Origin of the sequence: Leptotrichia sp. HMT-225 (genome assembly GCF_030644325.1) — a bacterium.
Lineage (GTDB): Bacteria > Fusobacteriota > Fusobacteriia > Fusobacteriales > Leptotrichiaceae > Leptotrichia > Leptotrichia massiliensis.
In genome coordinates this window covers 762315-779693 of sequence record NZ_CP130323.1, presented here as the reverse complement: position 1 = coordinate 779693, position 17379 = coordinate 762315, and the positions used below count along the sequence as shown (strand labels likewise).

General features: G+C 28.7%; 14 protein-coding genes. 1 reads left to right on the top strand and 13 read right to left on the bottom strand.

The features are described 5' to 3' along the window. Window positions 1-3 precede the first annotated feature (3 nt). The 5 genes from QU666_RS03885 to QU666_RS03865 form a co-directional block, all read right to left on the bottom strand. Entirely contained in the window at window positions 4-783 is a 780-nt protein-coding gene (locus tag QU666_RS03885) for a DUF2470 domain-containing protein (RefSeq protein WP_021770190.1), read from the bottom strand. Between the two features lie 45 nt (window positions 784-828). Then, window positions 829-1692, bottom strand: coding sequence for an ABC transporter substrate-binding protein (locus QU666_RS03880; protein ID WP_021770189.1), 864 nt, complete (start codon window positions 1690-1692; stop codon window positions 829-831). An 18-nt stretch (window positions 1693-1710) separates the two neighbouring features. Further along, window positions 1711-2511, bottom strand: coding sequence for an ABC transporter ATP-binding protein (locus QU666_RS03875; protein ID WP_021770188.1), 801 nt, complete (start codon window positions 2509-2511; stop codon window positions 1711-1713). 1 nt (window position 2512) lies between these two features. Beyond that, a complete protein-coding gene (locus QU666_RS03870; RefSeq protein ID WP_036071957.1) occupies window positions 2513-3493 on the bottom strand; it encodes an iron ABC transporter permease in 981 nt (326 codons plus the stop codon). Between the two features lie 675 nt (window positions 3494-4168). Continuing rightward, window positions 4169-6160 (bottom strand): TonB-dependent receptor, encoded by a 1992-nt coding sequence (locus QU666_RS03865; RefSeq protein WP_021770185.1) that lies wholly within the window; start codon window positions 6158-6160, stop codon window positions 4169-4171. A gap of 183 nt (window positions 6161-6343) precedes the next feature. Between QU666_RS03865 and QU666_RS03860 the strand changes: the two genes are divergently transcribed. Beyond that, window positions 6344-6847: a flavin reductase gene (locus QU666_RS03860; protein ID WP_021770184.1), complete on the top strand. Its 504-nt coding sequence runs from the start codon at window positions 6344-6346 to the stop codon at window positions 6845-6847. Between the two features lie 184 nt (window positions 6848-7031). Here the strand turns inward: QU666_RS03860 and QU666_RS03855 are convergent, their stop codons facing one another. From QU666_RS03855 to QU666_RS03820, 8 genes are all read right to left on the bottom strand, one after another. Further along, a complete protein-coding gene (locus QU666_RS03855) occupies window positions 7032-8630 on the bottom strand; it encodes a PAS domain-containing protein (RefSeq protein ID WP_021770183.1) in 1599 nt (532 codons plus the stop codon). Window positions 8631-9010: 380 nt separating this feature from the next. Then, window positions 9011-10156: a 5-methyltetrahydropteroyltriglutamate--homocysteine S-methyltransferase gene (locus tag QU666_RS03850; protein ID WP_021770182.1), complete on the bottom strand. Its 1146-nt coding sequence runs from the start codon at window positions 10154-10156 to the stop codon at window positions 9011-9013. A 122-nt stretch (window positions 10157-10278) separates the two neighbouring features. Beyond that, window positions 10279-11193: a LysR family transcriptional regulator gene (locus QU666_RS03845; RefSeq protein ID WP_021770181.1), complete on the bottom strand. Its 915-nt coding sequence runs from the start codon at window positions 11191-11193 to the stop codon at window positions 10279-10281. A gap of 220 nt (window positions 11194-11413) precedes the next feature. Further along, on the bottom strand, window positions 11414-11683 hold the full coding sequence (gene rpsP / locus QU666_RS03840; protein ID WP_021770179.1) for a 30S ribosomal protein S16: 270 nt from the start codon (window positions 11681-11683) through the stop codon (window positions 11414-11416). Window positions 11684-11849: 166 nt separating this feature from the next. Continuing rightward, window positions 11850-13268: an LlaJI family restriction endonuclease gene (locus QU666_RS03835; protein ID WP_021770178.1), complete on the bottom strand. Its 1419-nt coding sequence runs from the start codon at window positions 13266-13268 to the stop codon at window positions 11850-11852. 11 nt (window positions 13269-13279) lie between these two features. Continuing rightward, on the bottom strand, window positions 13280-15259 hold the full coding sequence (locus tag QU666_RS03830) for an AAA family ATPase (RefSeq protein ID WP_021770177.1): 1980 nt from the start codon (window positions 15257-15259) through the stop codon (window positions 13280-13282). Next, window positions 15252-16322: a DNA cytosine methyltransferase gene (locus QU666_RS03825; protein WP_021770176.1), complete on the bottom strand. Its 1071-nt coding sequence runs from the start codon at window positions 16320-16322 to the stop codon at window positions 15252-15254. The genes QU666_RS03830 and QU666_RS03825 overlap by 8 nt, the downstream gene beginning before the upstream one ends. Next, entirely contained in the window at window positions 16312-17052 is a 741-nt protein-coding gene (locus QU666_RS03820) for a site-specific DNA-methyltransferase (protein ID WP_021770175.1), read from the bottom strand. Before QU666_RS03820 ends, QU666_RS03825 begins: the two co-directional genes overlap by 11 nt. Window positions 17053-17379: the final 327 nt, after the last annotated feature.

Here is a 17379-nt window from a genome sequence, read left to right as displayed (position 1 = left end):
TTTTCAGTTGTTTTCAGACGCTCCCAACATAACTTCCACAACTCTTCTATCCTTTGTAATGTCAAAAGCCTGTCTAGGTCCTTTCACATATCTTCCGCTTACCAATTTTGCCCTTACCAAGTGAAAAACTGGCACATTTCTAGTCATTTGTATTGAAAAGTCATTTTTCTGAAATTTGTCCAAAATTTCGTTATAGTAATCATTTTTTTCTAAAAACTGAATTTCTACATTGTATGTAACTCTTTGTCTCATTGATGGAACCATTGCCTGTCCTTCATCCTGAATAAACAGCAAACTTGCTTTCCCATTTTTCTTAAAATTTTCAAAATAGACTTCTGTTTGATTAATATACATATAACTGTCCCCATGATACTTAAAAAATGGTGCATAACTTGCATTCGGCTCTCCTTCTTCTGATACAGTTCCAATTATAACCGATTTAAAGTTTCCAATAAAATCACTTATTTCCATTTTCATTTTTTCCTCTTCCTGGTGCCCCTTGTCCTTGTAATGTTCGGGTCCAGGCACATTCAAAGCTTTTCTCGCAATTTTTGCCATCTTTATCATTTCCAGATGGATTCCTTTAAAATCAATTTTTTTCGTAAATTTAATCCGAACTCTCTCATTGCCGTTCACAAGCAAAGTCATCCCCTCTTCATTCACATCAATCAACTTTGCTTCCTTCACATCTTCTCTCTTGCAAAAATGCCTTACATACAAAGGCAAAACATCCCCATGATCATTGTTCATGTGATCCAAAATTCTTTCTATGCTTATATCCATTTTTTCACTCCTTCTATTTTGATTTAACAAATTTTCCTCAAAGTATTACTTTGTAACTGCTTTTGCAATTTCTTCAATCTGATCAATAGTTCTTGGCGAACCTCTTAAAATTTGTGATGAATTTACAACAATAAATTTGCTGTTTTTTATTGCATTCACATTTTTTAACTGTGGATTTGTAGCCACAATTTGAGATGGATTTGGTAATAATGTAATTATCATGTCTGGATTTTCCTTTATTATAAATTCAGGCGTTACAATTGGATTTCTCCCCTTCTGATTTTCTGCGATATTCTTAATATTCAACAATTTCATTATATCATTTGGTAAATTATCGTTTCCAAATACCATAAGCGGTGAAGCTGACATAACAAACAGCCCTTTTTTATTGATCGTTGCCATCTTTTTAATTTCTTCCAGCTTTACTCTTTTTTCAGCAATTATTTTATTTGCTTCATTTTCTTTCCCCAGCATTTTTGCTACTTCCATAAAATTGGTAAATATTTCTTCTATCGAATTTGCCTGAATTCTTTTTGCTTCAATGTTATTTGATTTAAGCCCATTATTAAGGTTGTCATCTGTAAGAGCTGACGTTATAACCAAATCAGGCTTTAAGGTAATTATTCTTTCAAGCGACGGCTTTATAAAAGTTCCCACACTCTCAAGTTTTGCGACCTTTTCTTCAGGCCATACCTTTGAACGCTCCAAATTAGCAACTCCCACGATTTTATCTTCTGCTCCAAGCATATAAATCATTTCAACAGTCGCAGGATCCAGCACAACAATCCTATTATATTTTTTATTTTCCCCCTTTTTAGCATTTTCATCATTTTTCTTTGCACAAGAAATTATAAACATTGAAATAATCAGCAATGCCAAATAAAAAGAATTTCTTATTATTTTTTTCATTTTTCCAATCCTTTCCTATTAAATTTTTTTAGGTATTACATACAAAAATCCGCTATTTTCCACAATTTCACATTCAAATCCATAAATTTCAGAAAAAATCTCCTTTTTGTAAAGCTCCTTTGGACTCCCTGAATATGCAATTTTTCCATCTTTTAAAAACATCACATTATCACAATACATTGAAGCCAGATTCAAATCATGTAAAACCATAACAGCTGTAATCTTTTTCTCCTTCACAAAATCCGATGTAAGCTTCATAATTTCAAGAGCATAATTCATATCCAATGCAGAAGTCGGCTCATCCAGTAAAATAATCCTCGTTTCCTGCACCAATGCCCTTGCCAGCAGAACACGCTGAAATTCTCCACCCGAAAGTGAAAAAATCGATCTGTCCCTAAATTTTTCAAGTCGCAACTTTTCCAAAATCTCATTTACCTTCCGCTCATCTTCCTTATCAAAACCAATCCACTTATTCTTAATATGTGGCGTACGTCCCATATAAATCATTTCGATTACACTTATCGGCATATTCAAAGCCGACTTTTGAGGAACAAAACTTATTATTTTTGCCATTTCCTTAGAACTATACAAACTGATATTTTTATCAGAAATCTCAATATTCCCAGTTTCTATCGGAAAATATTTCAAAATCATTTTCAAAAGTGTCGATTTCCCACTCCCATTTGCACCAAGAATCCCAACAAATTCACCTTTTTTTATATTTATATTTAATCCATCAATTATCTTTTTTTGGGAATTATCATAGCTAAAACTTACATTTTTTATCGAAATTTCTGAATTATTATTTCCACTACTCATCCTATCCACCTTTTTTCCTTCTTATCGCCAAATATAGAAAAAATGGTGCTCCAAAAAATGAAGTTACCACTCCTATCGGAATTTCTGTTGGTGCTAAAATTGTACGTCCAATCGTATCACAAATCAGCAAAAACAGTCCTCCACCCAATGTTGCTAAAGGAAGCAGCCTAGTATTACTTCCACTTTTTAGTATAAGCCTTACCGTATGCGGTGCAATAAGCCCAACAAATCCTATCATTCCAGTAAATGCCACAGAAAATCCGACAATCAGTGCCGAAACAATCAATAAATTTTTTTTCAGCCCATCAACGTTCACTCCAAGCGAATGTGCCTCTTCATCCCCACTCATCAGCAAATCCATCTCATATCTTTTTAAATAAAAATAAACGACAGAAACTACAAGCGGTATCATAAGAACTCCAATTTTCAACCAAGAAGCACTTCCCATATATCCCATCATCCACGTTACTATTCTAAAGGAATCCTGCCCAATCAGATACATACTGAACGACGTAAATGCCCCTAAAAAAGACGAAATCGCAATCCCAACAATTAAAAGTACAGCCACATCCGTCCTAGTCCTGCTTCTCGAAATCCTAAAAATTATCAACGCCACGATAACCGATACAATAAATCCACAAATTCCATACATAACATCAGGAAAATTAAGGACATACGCAATAACCGCTCCAAGCGTAGCACTAGCCGAAATACCAATTATATAAGGATCCGCCAACGGATTCTGAAAAACCGACTGCACAACCGCCCCTGAACTAGCCAGCAACATTCCTATCAGCACCGCCATAATAATTCTCGGCAACCTCACATTAAATATTATCGATTTTATAGATTCATCCCTCATTTTCCCGCCTAAAAAACTTCTAAATATATCTTTTGCCGAAATATTCACAGTTCCTATTTTCAAAGACAAAAATGCCACTATAATTATAAAAATTGTTATTCCAGAATACATTTTCCACATATTACTATTACGCTTTTTATATTTTACTTTTCTACTTTCAATTTCCATCTTTTATTCCTTATCTACATTTATTAATATTTTTTCTTAATTTACATTAATCTTTTTTTATTTAAGACTATTAATTCCATTTTTTTACAATCTTGCTTAAGGATTTTTTATTAAAATAACTGTTGTAATTAAACTAAAATCGTCGTGATTTTTTTGAAATGAAAACGACTAAACACATTTATGTGTTTCTTTCGCCAGAACCTTCATAGTAAATATATTTTATAGAGTTGTTCTAATCTTTATTTACAAAAGTGAGCATCAGCGAGTTTAGTTTTCATAGTAATTCAGGTTTATCCAAACAATAAATGTTTAGACTACTTTCCCAAATAAAATTTGGGAATATTTCAAAAAAATGCTTAGACAAGCTGGGATTAGTGCGTAGCACTTTCGCCAAAATCTTCAGATGTTATAATTTAAAGAAATTGAAATAACTAATATCGCGAAATAAAAGGAGATGGCGATTGATCCCCTTTACACATAAAAAAAGAAAAAATATAAAAATTATTGAAAAAATATTTATTAACAACTGTATCTTATAAAAATTAACAATTTTATTTATTTATAAAATACAGCCAAACAACTTTATAACGATTGCTTGACTGCCACTTTCCATATTTAAAATTATTTTTAGAAGTTGTAACTTACACCAACATAATATGTTCTTTCAGCTTCAGGAATGTAACTATTTCCGTTTTTATATTTATAGTATTTTTTGTCAAATACATTTTTAACTCCTGCTTGTACACCTAACCCTGTTCTATGAGCATAATTTACCCCTAAATCTGTTGTAGAATAACCTTTTATTTTTTCATAATTATCATCCACAGAGTTTGAGAAATAATTAAGGTCAGCTGTTAGGTTTAATCCTTTCAAGATTTCATAATTTGCTCCTAAAGTTGCTTTTGTTTTTGATACATAAGGAATTTTTTTATTTTTGTCTGTACCTTTGCTAATTTTAGCATCCACATAAGAAACTGATTCATTTACTCTAAATGATCCAAAATATTGTTCTGCAAACAACTCTACTCCTTTTCTTTCTGTTTCCTGCAAGTTTTTATATGTCCAACTTACTCCATGTCCCACCATATTTATAAGAATTTCATCATTTTTCTTAGTGTAAAATCCTGTCAGGCTCACAAACGATGGTCCAATCATATCTTTAATACCGATTTCATAAGTATCATATTTTTCAGATTTTAAATTATTTAATACATATCCATATCTTGATGATTTATCTACCATTTCTGTTGGACTTGGTGATCTGTAGCCTCTTTCATATTTTGCATAAATATTTCCTGTGTCAGAATATTTAAAGTTTAATCCTGCTTCGTAAGCACTGTTGTTCTTTTTAGATTTTATATCTATAATATTTATTCTATCATTTCTATAAATAGAATAATCTGCATGCTCGTATCTATAACCTAATATACCATCCAATTTGCTTGTGAATAAATGTCTATCTTGCAAAAATATTGAATGTGTATTTTTTTGTAAATTAATATCTGTATCTGATATTGTAGCTAATTTTCTACTTCCCATATACAAATCGTGAACAGCACTTCTACTTGAGTTATTTTTTATATATCCATATCCAAAAATTACTTCTCCTAAGTTATAGTTGTATTTTCCTTTTAAATCAATTCCATTTTTTTTGTCTTTAAAAAATCCATCTATTTTATAAGTTGTTCCTCTATCCATAGGTGCTTTTTGGTCATAGTTTCTAATTGTTTTTTGATTATATCCTAATAACGAGAAAGTCAAATTATCGGTAGGTTTGATTTCATAGTTTAAGCTATATTCTGTTCTATCTAAATCAGATTCTGTCAAAGTTGTTCCTGCCTGTTTTCTATCTTTATTTAATTGGGCTTTAGTTATGCCGTTAGATTCTTTTGATTCTTCCTTGTATCTTGTGGCTTTAAATCTTAATGTCTGATTATCACTTATATTATATGTAAATCCACCTCTTAGATTTTCGCCATCTCTTTTATCTCCACGTCTATACCCATTTCCATTAATATTTTCGTATTCTAAATCTAACAAGAAATTATCCGCAAATTTTATGCTTGTCCCAAATCCAAATTTATTTGTATCGAATGAACTGTTTTGATAATAAACTTTATTTTTTACAGCTTCTTCCTGTCCTTTTTTTGTAATGATGTTAATTACTCCACCAGCAGTTCCTCCGCCATAAAGCACAGTTCCTCCACCGTTAATAATTTCTATTTTCTGAATATCTTCCACTGAAACCGAATTTAGAGGTAGAATCGCATGTGACATATCAAGTATGTTTAAAGGCGAACCATCCACAAGAACTTTTACATTTTTAGCAGCTCCTTGAACTCCTTGCCCTCTTACATCCACAATATATCCAAACTCATTATTAACAAAATTTATACCTGGTGTACGTTTCAATATCTCTTCTATAGTGTTATACCCTTTATCGTGTATATCTTGAGCCGTTACAATTGTAGTATTCTTAATTTGATTGCTCTGCACATCATCAAATCCCGTGACTGTTACTACCGATTCTTCCAATTTTACATTAAATGTGTCATTATCATCTCCAAATGCCATCATTCCAACTACAATAAGACTTAAAATTGCTAATTTTTTTAACATGTTTTCCTCCTCATTCCTGTGTATTAAATTCTTTAATTTTAGTTAATTTTTTCTCCAAAAATACTTTGATTATAAAAATATTTTACTACAAAATATTATTTGTGTCAATATTTACTTTTTAAAAAAATATGTTATAATAAAAATACCTTAAAAATCTATAAAAAAATTACGGAGGTGTTAGAAATGGGATTTCACGAAATAAAAATTCAGGATTTTAATTTAAATCCATTCACAAGTACAGGTAAAGACTGGAGTCTTGTCACGGCGGGAGATGAGAATGGGATAAATACAATGACTGTCACGTGGGGAATGATGGGCTATCTTTGGCGAGGTCCTGTTATTTCAGTTTATATAAGACCTACAAGATATACTAAAAAATTTGTAGACGAGCAAAATTGTTTTTCTTTAAGTTTTTTTAATGGTTATAAAAAGGAACTTCACGTACTTGGACTCAAATCAGGAAGAGATGTAGACAAAATTGCAGAAGTTGGATTTAATCCAATATTCTTAGATGGTGTTCCTGCATTTGAAGAAGCAAAATTAGTTATTGTAGCTGAAAAATTATATATAGATGATATAAAACCTGAAAACTTCATAGATAAGAGCATACCTGAAAAACTATACACAAAGGAAGATCCTCATATAGTTTATACAGGAAGAGTAAAGAAAATATACGTAAAAGACTGATTTTTATTATCTGCATAAATAATTACAATTAAAGGGAAACTCTTAAATTGAGTCCCTTTTTTATTAAAAGAAATTTCTTAGAAATGTTGTGAGATAATACATATGTTGAAAGAAATCAAAAAAGTATCCGAATGATATTGTCAAACAGATACTTTTTTCTATCTATCTTTAATAAATTTTAAAATTATTTATTCTCTTCCTCATCAATTTTAGCCTCAATCATCATAATCAAATAATCAAGTTCCAATTCCCCACGCATTGCAATCATTTGAAGAGTCGCTATTTTAGACATCATCATATACTGAATAGGATCTAAAAGTTTTTTGTATTCTGGAGAAATTAATGGCATATATTCCCTGATATAAGGATATTTTTTAACAATATCTCCTATTACAGTTTTTCCAGTCAAATTATACTTGCTTGTAAATACTTCTCCTGTTTCTTCTTTTTTCTCATCTTTGCCTTTATTTTCCCATGTTACAAGTCTTCTTTCCCCTGTTAGACTTCTAATTTTCGTAACATCCTGCATCATTTCTAGAACACCTTTAAAGACACCGTTTTCATCTCTTACAGCAACATAATAGATGTAAATAAATTTACCACGCATTTCCAGCCAGAAGTCAATCTCATCCTGTTCCCCTTTTCTAAAAGCGTCTATTATTTCAAGTACGGAACTGACGCTTTCTCTTGGATGGCAGTTTTTAACATCACGCCCAATAACTCCTGCACTTCTTGGGAAAACCCTATGTTTAGTATCCGTATAGAATTTCACAATTTCATTTTCATCCACAAAAGACAAGTCCACAGGCATATGCTGAAAAATAAGATTAATCTGTTCAAGCGTTAATTTCCCCTGCTTCACATCAAAAACTTCATTTTCACTATTTTGGCTTCCCATATTATATTTTGCCATAAGACTTGCAAGGTCATTCATAAAATTTCCAGCATTTTGATTATTCTGAACATCAGTTTCTGATTTTACAGTTTCCTCTTTTATAGACTGATTACTATTGTTATCTTGTTTTTCTATGTTTTCAGGATAAAATCCAGTTGGTTTATCAATCAGGAAATATCCAATTTCATCATCTCCTGCACGCATTTGCTTAAATTCTTCTTCACTAATCATTTTCATCGAAGTTGGAAAAAGCACTTCTTCTTCCTTATGCATAATATCAAGCGTCAATTCCCATACATTTTCCTGTTTTTCCAAAAATTCTTCAATTTTGTCATTTTCAAGTAATTTATATGCTTCACTTATGCTATCTCTCACGTTATTATCAAAGCTCCACATTATTCTTGATGGACGATCAAACCCTTTTTTCTCTAATATTGAAAATAATTGATGCTGTTTTCTTGCAAGATGGGTAGGATTAAATTGAGATAATTTTTCATAAAGTTCAAGCCATCTGTTCTTTATAAACTTTTTCCCAAACTCTTCTTTCATTTCCGCAATCAGCTTTCTAGCCGCTTCATTTTCCAAAATATACGTATTTATTGGATGCCCCTCAGGCAAGTTAAATTCATCCTTCACAATAATATCCTCAAAAAGTCCCAAAACATCATTCATCTTGTCATGAACCGTATTGTCATCAAAGCCAAGTTCTTTAATTTTTTGCTCTGAATAAGCAAATTCGCTTGCAGTCATTTTGTCAAAATTCTCTTTTATTAATTTTTTAGTAGTCTCAAAATCAGTCTTCCCTTCAATATAATCTTTTTTTATTTGAGTCATTTTCTCAATTTTCTCAAGATCTAATTTTAGATAATTTTTCATATCCTGTGCCATAATAACCACCTTCTATTTTTTATAATCTTTTTTCAGCCAAATAAAACTTCTTTGTTAAAATTTTAAAACCAAATTTTATATTAATATGCACTAATAACATTTTATGCCAAATTTTTAAATTATAGCTATTTTTCTCAATTCTTAGAAATATTTAATTTTGTTAATTTATACTCAAACCTATTTAAAATTAAACTACTAAAATTATATAGATTTAGGGTTTGAGTAAAATAGTCATAGCCTTTTGAGTTTAGTTTTAAAGCAGTTTTACTATAACATAAAAAAGTTCAATTATATTTTGATTCTCAAACCTATTTTAACATATTTTCATAAAAAAAAGTGTGATAAACAACACACTTTTAGAAATATAAATCAAATTATTATTAATTTTCTCCCCATACTTCATCTGAAATTTCCTTAATAAATCTAAGTTTTGCCCATTGCTCTTCTTCTGTAAGCCTATTTCCTTCCTCTGTTGAAGCAAATCCACACTGTGGACTCAAATAAAGCCTGTCGAGTGGCACATATTTTGAAGCCTCTTTTATACGTGCAATTACACTTTCCTTTTCCTCCAATGTTGGATTTTTAGAAGTTATTAATCCCAAAACAACTTTTTTATCTCCAGAAACTTTTGCAAGCGATTCAAAAGTACCTGCTCTTTCTGTATCAAATTCCAAATAATAGGCATTTACATCTTCTTTCCCAAAAAGCTCATCTGCAATTTTATCGTATCCGCCTTTCCCAAACCAGGTAGAAGCATAATTTCCACGGCAAACATGCGTATTAATTATCAAATCTTCTGGATTATTTTGAAATACCCTGTTGTTTATATTTAGAAATTTTTCTGCAAATTCTTGCCTAATAATTTCTTTATCCCTATCACTTTTTTCAATAAACGAAGCAATAAAGTCATCGTCTACAAGACAACCCCAAGTACAGTCATCAATTTGCAAAGTTCTAAGTCCTTCGTTATACAAGTCATTTATAACAGTTTTGTAGGCACTGACAATATCGTCTTCCAATCCTATAAAATCAGGATAAACTTTAAGAAGTGCCACCACATGCTTATCTTCCCTTACTAATTCTGCATAAAATTGTGCTGGAGCAGGTATCGTAAATCTAGCTTCCACACCTTTTTTATCTTTTACTAAATCTCGCAAAAACGTATAATGTTTCACAAATGGATGATTTTCCCCACTAATCTTTCCAGTAACAATCGCAGTATCATCACGGGTAACAACACCATTAAATTCATAACCTTTATCAGCATGCACATGCCCAATTCCATTGAATCCCCAGAAAAAGTCCAAATGCCAGTAACTTCGTCTAAATTCCCCATCTGTAACACTTGTATATCCTAATTCAATTTGTTTATCCACAATTTTTCTAATTTCTTCATTCTCAATTTTTTCCAATTCTTCCTTGTCAATTTTTCCATTTTCAAAATCATTTCTAGCTTTCTTCAGTTTCTCAGTTCTCAAAAAACTTCCTACAGTATCGTGTCTATGAGGTGCATTTATTGTACACATATTATCAACTCCCTTATTTGTTATTATTTTATGAAGTTATTATATACAAATATATGCTTTCTGTAAAATACATTTATTTTTTAGTTTATTATAACTTTTATTTATGCCAATGTTCTTTAATCTTATGGAATTTCTGTATATTTCAAATGTTCCTTCAAAGCCTCCACATAAACTTTCCCATAAACACTTAGTTCAATATTTTTCTGCATTATAATTCCAACTTTCATATATTCATCCACTTCCAGCGGTTTTGCGATAATATTTTCTCCATTTAGCTCTTTACTGATTATCCCTGTACTCACAGTGTATCCGTTAAGCCCAACTGCCAAATTAAATAAAGTTGCTCTATCACGTACCTTTATATTCTTATCCCTGTCAAGTGTACTTAATATTTCCTCCGAAAAATAAAAAGAATTATAATCTCCCTGCTCAAATGATAAATATGGATATTCCTTCAAATCTTCAAGACTAATACTTTCCTTTTTTGCTAAAGGATGATTAAAACTAATGAAAACATGTGGCTTTGCAGTAAACAGCTCAATAAATTTCAAGTTATTTCTTTTTATCATTTTCTCAATTACAGTTTTATTTGCTCCTGAAGTATATAAAATTCCAATTTCACTTTTTCTCTTGCTTACATCTTCAATAATTTCATTAGTTTGTGTTTCCCTAAGTGTAAAATCATACTTATTTTCGCCAAATTTCTTAATCACATCTACAAAAGCATTTACTGCAAACGAGTAGTGCTGAGTTGATACCGAAAATCTACGAGTTATCTTATTTCCTTTTTTATATTCTTCTTCCAACAAATCCGTCTGTTCCAAAACTTGTCTAGCATATCCCAGAAATCTATCTCCTTCAAGTGAAACAATTACTCCTTTATTTGTCCTGTTAAAAATCGTTATATTCATCTCATCTTCCAGCTCTTTTATTGCTTTCGTCAATGCCGGCTGTGAAACAAACAGCTCTTTTGCAGCATCACTTAATGTCCCTTTTTCAGCGACTGTTACTACATATTTTAGTTGCTGTAATGTCATTTCCTTCTCCCTATTTTATTCACATAATCTTCTTAATATTTCTCCTGCATCTTCTATATTTATTATGTATAACCAATACTATTTCCCGTTTAAAGTTTCAAATCTTGAATTAAATAATCTTTATACATATTTATCAAAAGCAAGTTGTTATTTTTACATACTTTCTATGTTTAATTGGTTAAATAAAAAGACACCTATAAAAGTGTCTTTCTATAAATAACTATTTTTTCTTAGTTTCTTGAAATTTTTCCCAGATTCCTGCTTTTGTCAAAATGCTTTTAACAGTTTCAGTTGGTTGTGCTCCATTTGATAAGTATCTTAAGATTTCTTCCTCTTTTAATACTACTTGTTTTCCTTCTTCAGCAAGTGGATTGAATGTTCCTAAGTAAGCAACTGCTTTTCCATCTCTTCTTGATAAAGCTTCCATAGCTGCTATTCTATAAAAAGGAACTTTCTTTCTTCCTAATCTAGTTAATCTTAATTTTAACATTAAATTTTACCTCCATTTATTTAATAACTTGAAAATTTATTATTTTAAGTATGTTATGATTATACTAAAATTTTTAAAAATTGTCAAGTATTTTTTCTTTACATAAAAAACAAATTATAAATTTAAATATATTTTTCAAAAATTTCTTAAATTCATATTTTGATATTTATTTTTTTAAATATTTTTCATACATTTTGGTAGCAGATGCCAATTTTACTTTTATATCTTGTAAATCCATACTTTTAAATATTTCAAATTTTATTTCTCCTATTTCTTCAAGTTCTTCTTCAATTTCATTATCTGTCGGCATTATAAAAGCATTTTCTTTCATTTTTAAACCATTCTCTTGGATAAAATTCTTATATGCAAGTTCATATAAATATTGTTTAGATACATCTTGTACTCCAGGATAGCCCCTTAATTCCTCTTCTGTAAACATAATATTGTAATATTTCGCATCATAAATGGAAATGCTTTTATCTTCTTGATTGTATACAACTAAATCAGGGATTAAAGTCTTATCAGATTTATGTTTCTTTTCAGAATTGATAACACTCCATTCAGGTTTAGCTATTATTTCCTTCAAAGTTTTGTTTTCAGTATGATTTGTTGTTCCTAATCCTAAATCCTTTAGTTTTCTATCTAGGGAATTTTCCAGAACAACAGCACATACCTTTTCCCATACTAAATTGAAACTGGTTGTTCCAATAAACTTTATTTCTTCATCTTCATTTGAATTTTCAGATTCCAATAGATAATTCTTCATCATATTTAACTGTTTCTGCTTTTTATCAACAAACTGTCTGCTCATTTCCTGATTCAATTTTTCTTGAATATAATCCTTATCTCCAAAATAGTCAATTTCATCATCTGAAATATTTATAGGTTCATAATCGAGAATATCAAATATTTCCTTAATTTTATTGTAGCTTTCTGTTATTATGCAACGATGTAATCTCCTAAGAATTTCTTCTTCATTTGTTTCTTTATTTACAGAAAAAACATCCAAATAGAATGGGACATTATTTACAAAATAAGCACCTTTTTCATTTATAGTTTTCTCCCAGAGAATTTCTCCTTCTCCATTTTCTTCTATTATTGTTTTTTCATTACTATAAAGTCCATTAATGTGATAATCATCATACAAATCTATTGCTAAAGCCAGCAAGTTATAATTTTTATTTTCTTTGTCATTTGATAAGGATTGTTTCTGCTCCTTGCTTTCATATTTTCTCATAACTTCTATTAACTGCTTTATTATCTTATTATCCCTATCAAAATTTTCATCAAATTCCTTAATATATTTTGGATAAATAATCAGACAGATATCCTTTACAGTAATTATACCAACAAATTTAAATTTATACTTGTCTCCCTCAAATTCTTTTTCTAAATTTTTAAAAGATTCTCCATTATTTAATTCTTCTAATTCAACTTCAGATAAGTTTTTAGAAATTTTTCTGACAATATTCTTATATGCTAATATTTTTAAAACTTCTCTAGTTTTATCTTCAGTAAGATTAAATATAGATTGTAATTTAGAAATATCATATAATTTTAATTCCTGAATTTTTTTTACTTTCATCTAAACTACCTCTATTCATCAATAGATTCAGTGTTTTCAGTTATTTCAGTTTCATTTTCTTGAATTTTTTCTTCTTCTTTTGTTCCTCTAATTATTTCTTCTCCTACTTCTATTGGTGTTTTATCAGGCAATTCAACTTTATCATTGAATATTTCTTCGCAATTTTCATCAAAAGCTTCGCATAACTTAGAATAAGTTTCCCATTTTCCTTCTTTAAAAATTCTCTTTCTATGCTGTCTTCCAGCATCTTCATAAAGATACATCAGAACTTTATTTTTTATAGCATTAGTTATTTTATCAATATCTTTACTAGCCAATATTGATTTTGAAATAAAGTAGGGGCCTATTAATTTATCCTCTGAAACATGACATTTGGATAAAATTTCATTTATTTTTATTCTAAAATCATTCCAGTTGGATAATTCTTTTCCATTAGCTCTAAATTTGTAATCATCAAATTCAGATTTACCACTTTCATCTTTACTTTTATTATAAGCATCATCAATTCCAGTATATTCAAATTCCCATCTTCGTTTAAAAGCTGTGTCTAACGGCATAACTCCTTGATCAGCACTGTTCATTGTTGCCCATATATAAAAGTTTGGAGGTAATGTGATTTTATCCAGTTTTTCTCCTAAATACCTTTTTTCATTTTCTGTTAAGTTATTTTTATCAAACTCTTCTTCTAAATATAGTTTTAAATCTTCAGAAACAGCTATTCCATATTCACTTTCACCATTACCATTTCTATCTAATAACTGAAAAAAGTCACCAAAAACTGCTGCTGTATTTGCCCTGTTTATTTCTTCAATTATTAATAAATAGTTTGTAACAGGATTTTTGATTGCTTTGATTAATAAACGTAATAGTACACCAGGTATATATTTATACATTATAGTTTCTTTTCCATCTTCCAATTTAAAAGGAAATGGCTTGAATGTTCCAATAAAATTTCCATACATATAATTTGGATGAAATGTGACTCTTTCATAATCATTTCCAAAATATTTTTTTGCATCTTCATTCAATAAATAACTTTTTCCAGTTCCAGGAGCACCAAAGAATATTCTTTGGTGGGGTTTGTCTATTTCACTGTGTTTAATTATAGATGTAGTTCTAAAACTTTCAGAATTATAAAAATCCTTTAAATCTAAATTTTTAAGTTTAAAACCTTCACTTACTCTATTTGCATAATTATCTAGAGCTTCGGGTTCTACATCAGATTTTTTGACTAAATTATTGCTTTTAATATCAATGTAGGAATTAAGTTTTTCTTTCAACAAATTTGGTAAAATTCTTAAAGAACCTGTATTTTCTTTGTTATTTTTAAAATTTACAAAATTATTTTTAACTAATCCTTTATAAATTTCAGCCATTGAAAATTTTATTTCATTTCCATCAGAATCAATAGTTTTAAATATGCTGTCGTCTGAAATAATAGTCAAGAAATCAATGATTCTTTTTTCTTTAGGATTTTTAGTATTCTCTTCTAACAGCCATTCAAATAATAGTTTTTCATAAAAATTTATATCTTCTTCAATAAAATTTTCAAACAAATCAATATTAGAAGTATATCTTATAATTTTATTATATCTTGATTTTCCAGTCCGTTCTTCTGAAAAAGCATAAGAAGTATTTTGAAAAGAAAAAGATGCAAGTTTATATATTAATTCAAATACTACAACTAAACTTTCAATTTGAGCTTTAAATAAAAGATTTTTATTTAATTTCTCTTCTGAAAAACCACTAAAATTTTTTGACTCTAAGTACAAGTAAAGTTTTTTCTTGATTGCATCACTAATTTCAATCTTTGTTGTATCGTTATTTTCTTTTACCTCTTTAGAAAATAAAATTTCAAATGGTCTACCGTTACTTTTCCATAAAAAATAAATTAACGCTAGAGGAGATTTTATTTTTGAAAAAGAAGATTTTATCCCTAGTTTCAAGTTTCTTGGATTATCAATTTTTAAATTTTCAGGATAATTATTCATAATTTTCCTCCATATCTTTTTTTATAATTTTAGCTATTTCTCTAGATAAAATAGGAGAAACAGCATTTCCAACTTGTTTCATTTGCGAACTTTTAGAACCAAAAAAAATGATTTTATCAGGAAATCCTTGAATTCTAGCAGCTTCTCTTACTGTAATAGCTCTATTTAAAACAGGATGTATAAATCTTCCAGAAGAAGGGGTATCAAATCTAGTAGTAATTGTAACGGAATGTCCATTTTTATTTATTCTCCCCCAAGTACCACTAAAAATAGATTTTGTTTGATGATGTTCAGGAAGATTTTTTCTATCTCCATTTTCTGGAATAAGTTTTATTCTTTCTAAAGCAATTTTAGTATGTTTCGTAGCTTGATGATTGTGTAAAATATTTGAATTTTTACGTAGAAATTTTTGATAATAAGTTTCAGATAAATTTTTATATTCTGTTTCAAATTCTCCTTCACCAGAATTTAAATAACTTAAATCACTTATAGCATCCCATACAGTAACAAATTTATGCTTTACACTAGGTAAATTCAAACTTTTTCTACCTTTTTTTCCAATTATAAAAGCTCTTTTTCTTTGCTGCGGAATTCCAAAGTCAGCAGTATTCAGGATACCTGACTCTAGAGAATAACCAATAGATTCAAAAATATAATAAATTTCTTTTTTAAATTTCTTATTAGAGTTAGTTAATAGAGCAGGAACATTTTCTATAACAAAATATTTTGGATTAATGTATTTTACTACATCAAAAAAATATCTAAATAAGTAATTTCTTGAATCTTCTAAAAAATTTCTTTTTCCTTTTTGGGAAAATCCTTGACAAGGAGGTCCACCAATCACTACTGCTATATTATTTTTCAAATCTTTAAAAGCAATATCTAATTTTAATTTAGTTATATCTTCGTTAATCATTTTTACAGAAGGAAAATTTTTTTTATACGATTCAGCAATTTCATTATCAATTTCATTTGCAACAACAACTTCAAAGTTTTCTAGTTTAAATCCTAGTGAAAATCCACCTATTCCAGAAAATAAATCTATAATTTTATTATTTTTCATTTTCTACTCTCTTCTTTGATATTAAATAGTATTCTGGATTAATTTCAATACCAATAAATTTTCTTTTTAACTTCTTACTAGCAACTGCAGTTGTTCCACTTCCCAAAAATGGATCCAAAATCGTTTCATTTTCATTACTTAATAATTTAACAAAATGTTCCATTAAAGCAATTGGTTTTTGAGTGGGATGTTTCCCGTATTTTTTTTCATTAATAGGCGTTATAGAAGTTTCAATATAATCTAATTCCAATTTTTCATTATTAAAAGTTCCAGTTTTTTTCTCATTAATAAAATATATCCAACATTCATTTGAATTTACAAAATGTAAATTCATATTTCTTGGCATAGGATTTTTTTTATGCCAAATTCCCGTAGTTTTGTAATAAAAATTATATTTTTCAGAGATTGCAATTAAACTTTCTATTTTTAATATAGACATAAAAATTAATAAAGTTCCACCTTTTTTTAAAATTCTGTGTGATTCCATAAAAAATTTATCCATATTCTTTATCCAATCTTCGTATTCCAAATTATCCCATCCAGAAGCAGCAAAAAAGTTATTCCTCATTTTTTTTAAATTAGTATTTCTATTACTCATAAAATTTCCTAGATTATAGGGTGGATCTGTTAGTATAAGATCAATACTGTCAGAAGAAATTTTTTCCATTTCTTTTAAACTATCATTATTAATAATTTTTATAGATTCTATATTTTTAATTTGTTTATTCATTTTTTATCCTTATATTATATAATATTATTTTTTAATTTTGGATAATATAATAATCATATTTTCCCTTATGCTATTCCTATTTAAATAATAGATTTAATAAAAATTTTAAAGTTAACCTAATATTTAATATTTTAAAAAACCTTACATAAAATAAATGTAAGGTTATCAAATTATTATAATACTTTATTTCAATTTAGTATATCATTTTATACTAAATTTATCAATCAAAATTTCTCCTGCAATCCGTCTTTTGAAAAAATTTAACTATTATCTTTTAAATTTTAAGTTGTTTAACATATTTTATACTTAAAAACTATAAATCAATGA

Coding starts and splice junctions, on each gene's coding strand:
- QU666_RS03860 (WP_021770184.1), top strand. CDS start 6,344: ATGGGATTTCACGAAATAAAAATTCAGGATTTTAATTTAAATCCATTC.
- QU666_RS03830 (WP_021770177.1), bottom strand. CDS start 15,259: ATGAATAATTATCCTGAAAATTTAAAAATTGATAATCCAAGAAACTTG.
- QU666_RS03845 (WP_021770181.1), bottom strand. CDS start 11,193: ATGACATTACAGCAACTAAAATATGTAGTAACAGTCGCTGAAAAAGGG.
- rpsP (WP_021770179.1), bottom strand. CDS start 11,683: ATGTTAAAATTAAGATTAACTAGATTAGGAAGAAAGAAAGTTCCTTTT.
- QU666_RS03865 (WP_021770185.1), bottom strand. CDS start 6,160: ATGTTAAAAAAATTAGCAATTTTAAGTCTTATTGTAGTTGGAATGATG.
- QU666_RS03855 (WP_021770183.1), bottom strand. CDS start 8,630: ATGGCACAGGATATGAAAAATTATCTAAAATTAGATCTTGAGAAAATT.
- QU666_RS03825 (WP_021770176.1), bottom strand. CDS start 16,322: ATGAAAAATAATAAAATTATAGATTTATTTTCTGGAATAGGTGGATTT.
- QU666_RS03875 (WP_021770188.1), bottom strand. CDS start 2,511: ATGAGTAGTGGAAATAATAATTCAGAAATTTCGATAAAAAATGTAAGT.
- QU666_RS03820 (WP_021770175.1), bottom strand. CDS start 17,052: ATGAATAAACAAATTAAAAATATAGAATCTATAAAAATTATTAATAAT.
- QU666_RS03870 (WP_036071957.1), bottom strand. CDS start 3,493: ATGTGGAAAATGTATTCTGGAATAACAATTTTTATAATTATAGTGGCA.
- QU666_RS03885 (WP_021770190.1), bottom strand. CDS start 783: ATGGATATAAGCATAGAAAGAATTTTGGATCACATGAACAATGATCAT.
- QU666_RS03835 (WP_021770178.1), bottom strand. CDS start 13,268: ATGAAAGTAAAAAAAATTCAGGAATTAAAATTATATGATATTTCTAAA.
- QU666_RS03850 (WP_021770182.1), bottom strand. CDS start 10,156: ATGTGTACAATAAATGCACCTCATAGACACGATACTGTAGGAAGTTTT.
- QU666_RS03880 (WP_021770189.1), bottom strand. CDS start 1,692: ATGAAAAAAATAATAAGAAATTCTTTTTATTTGGCATTGCTGATTATT.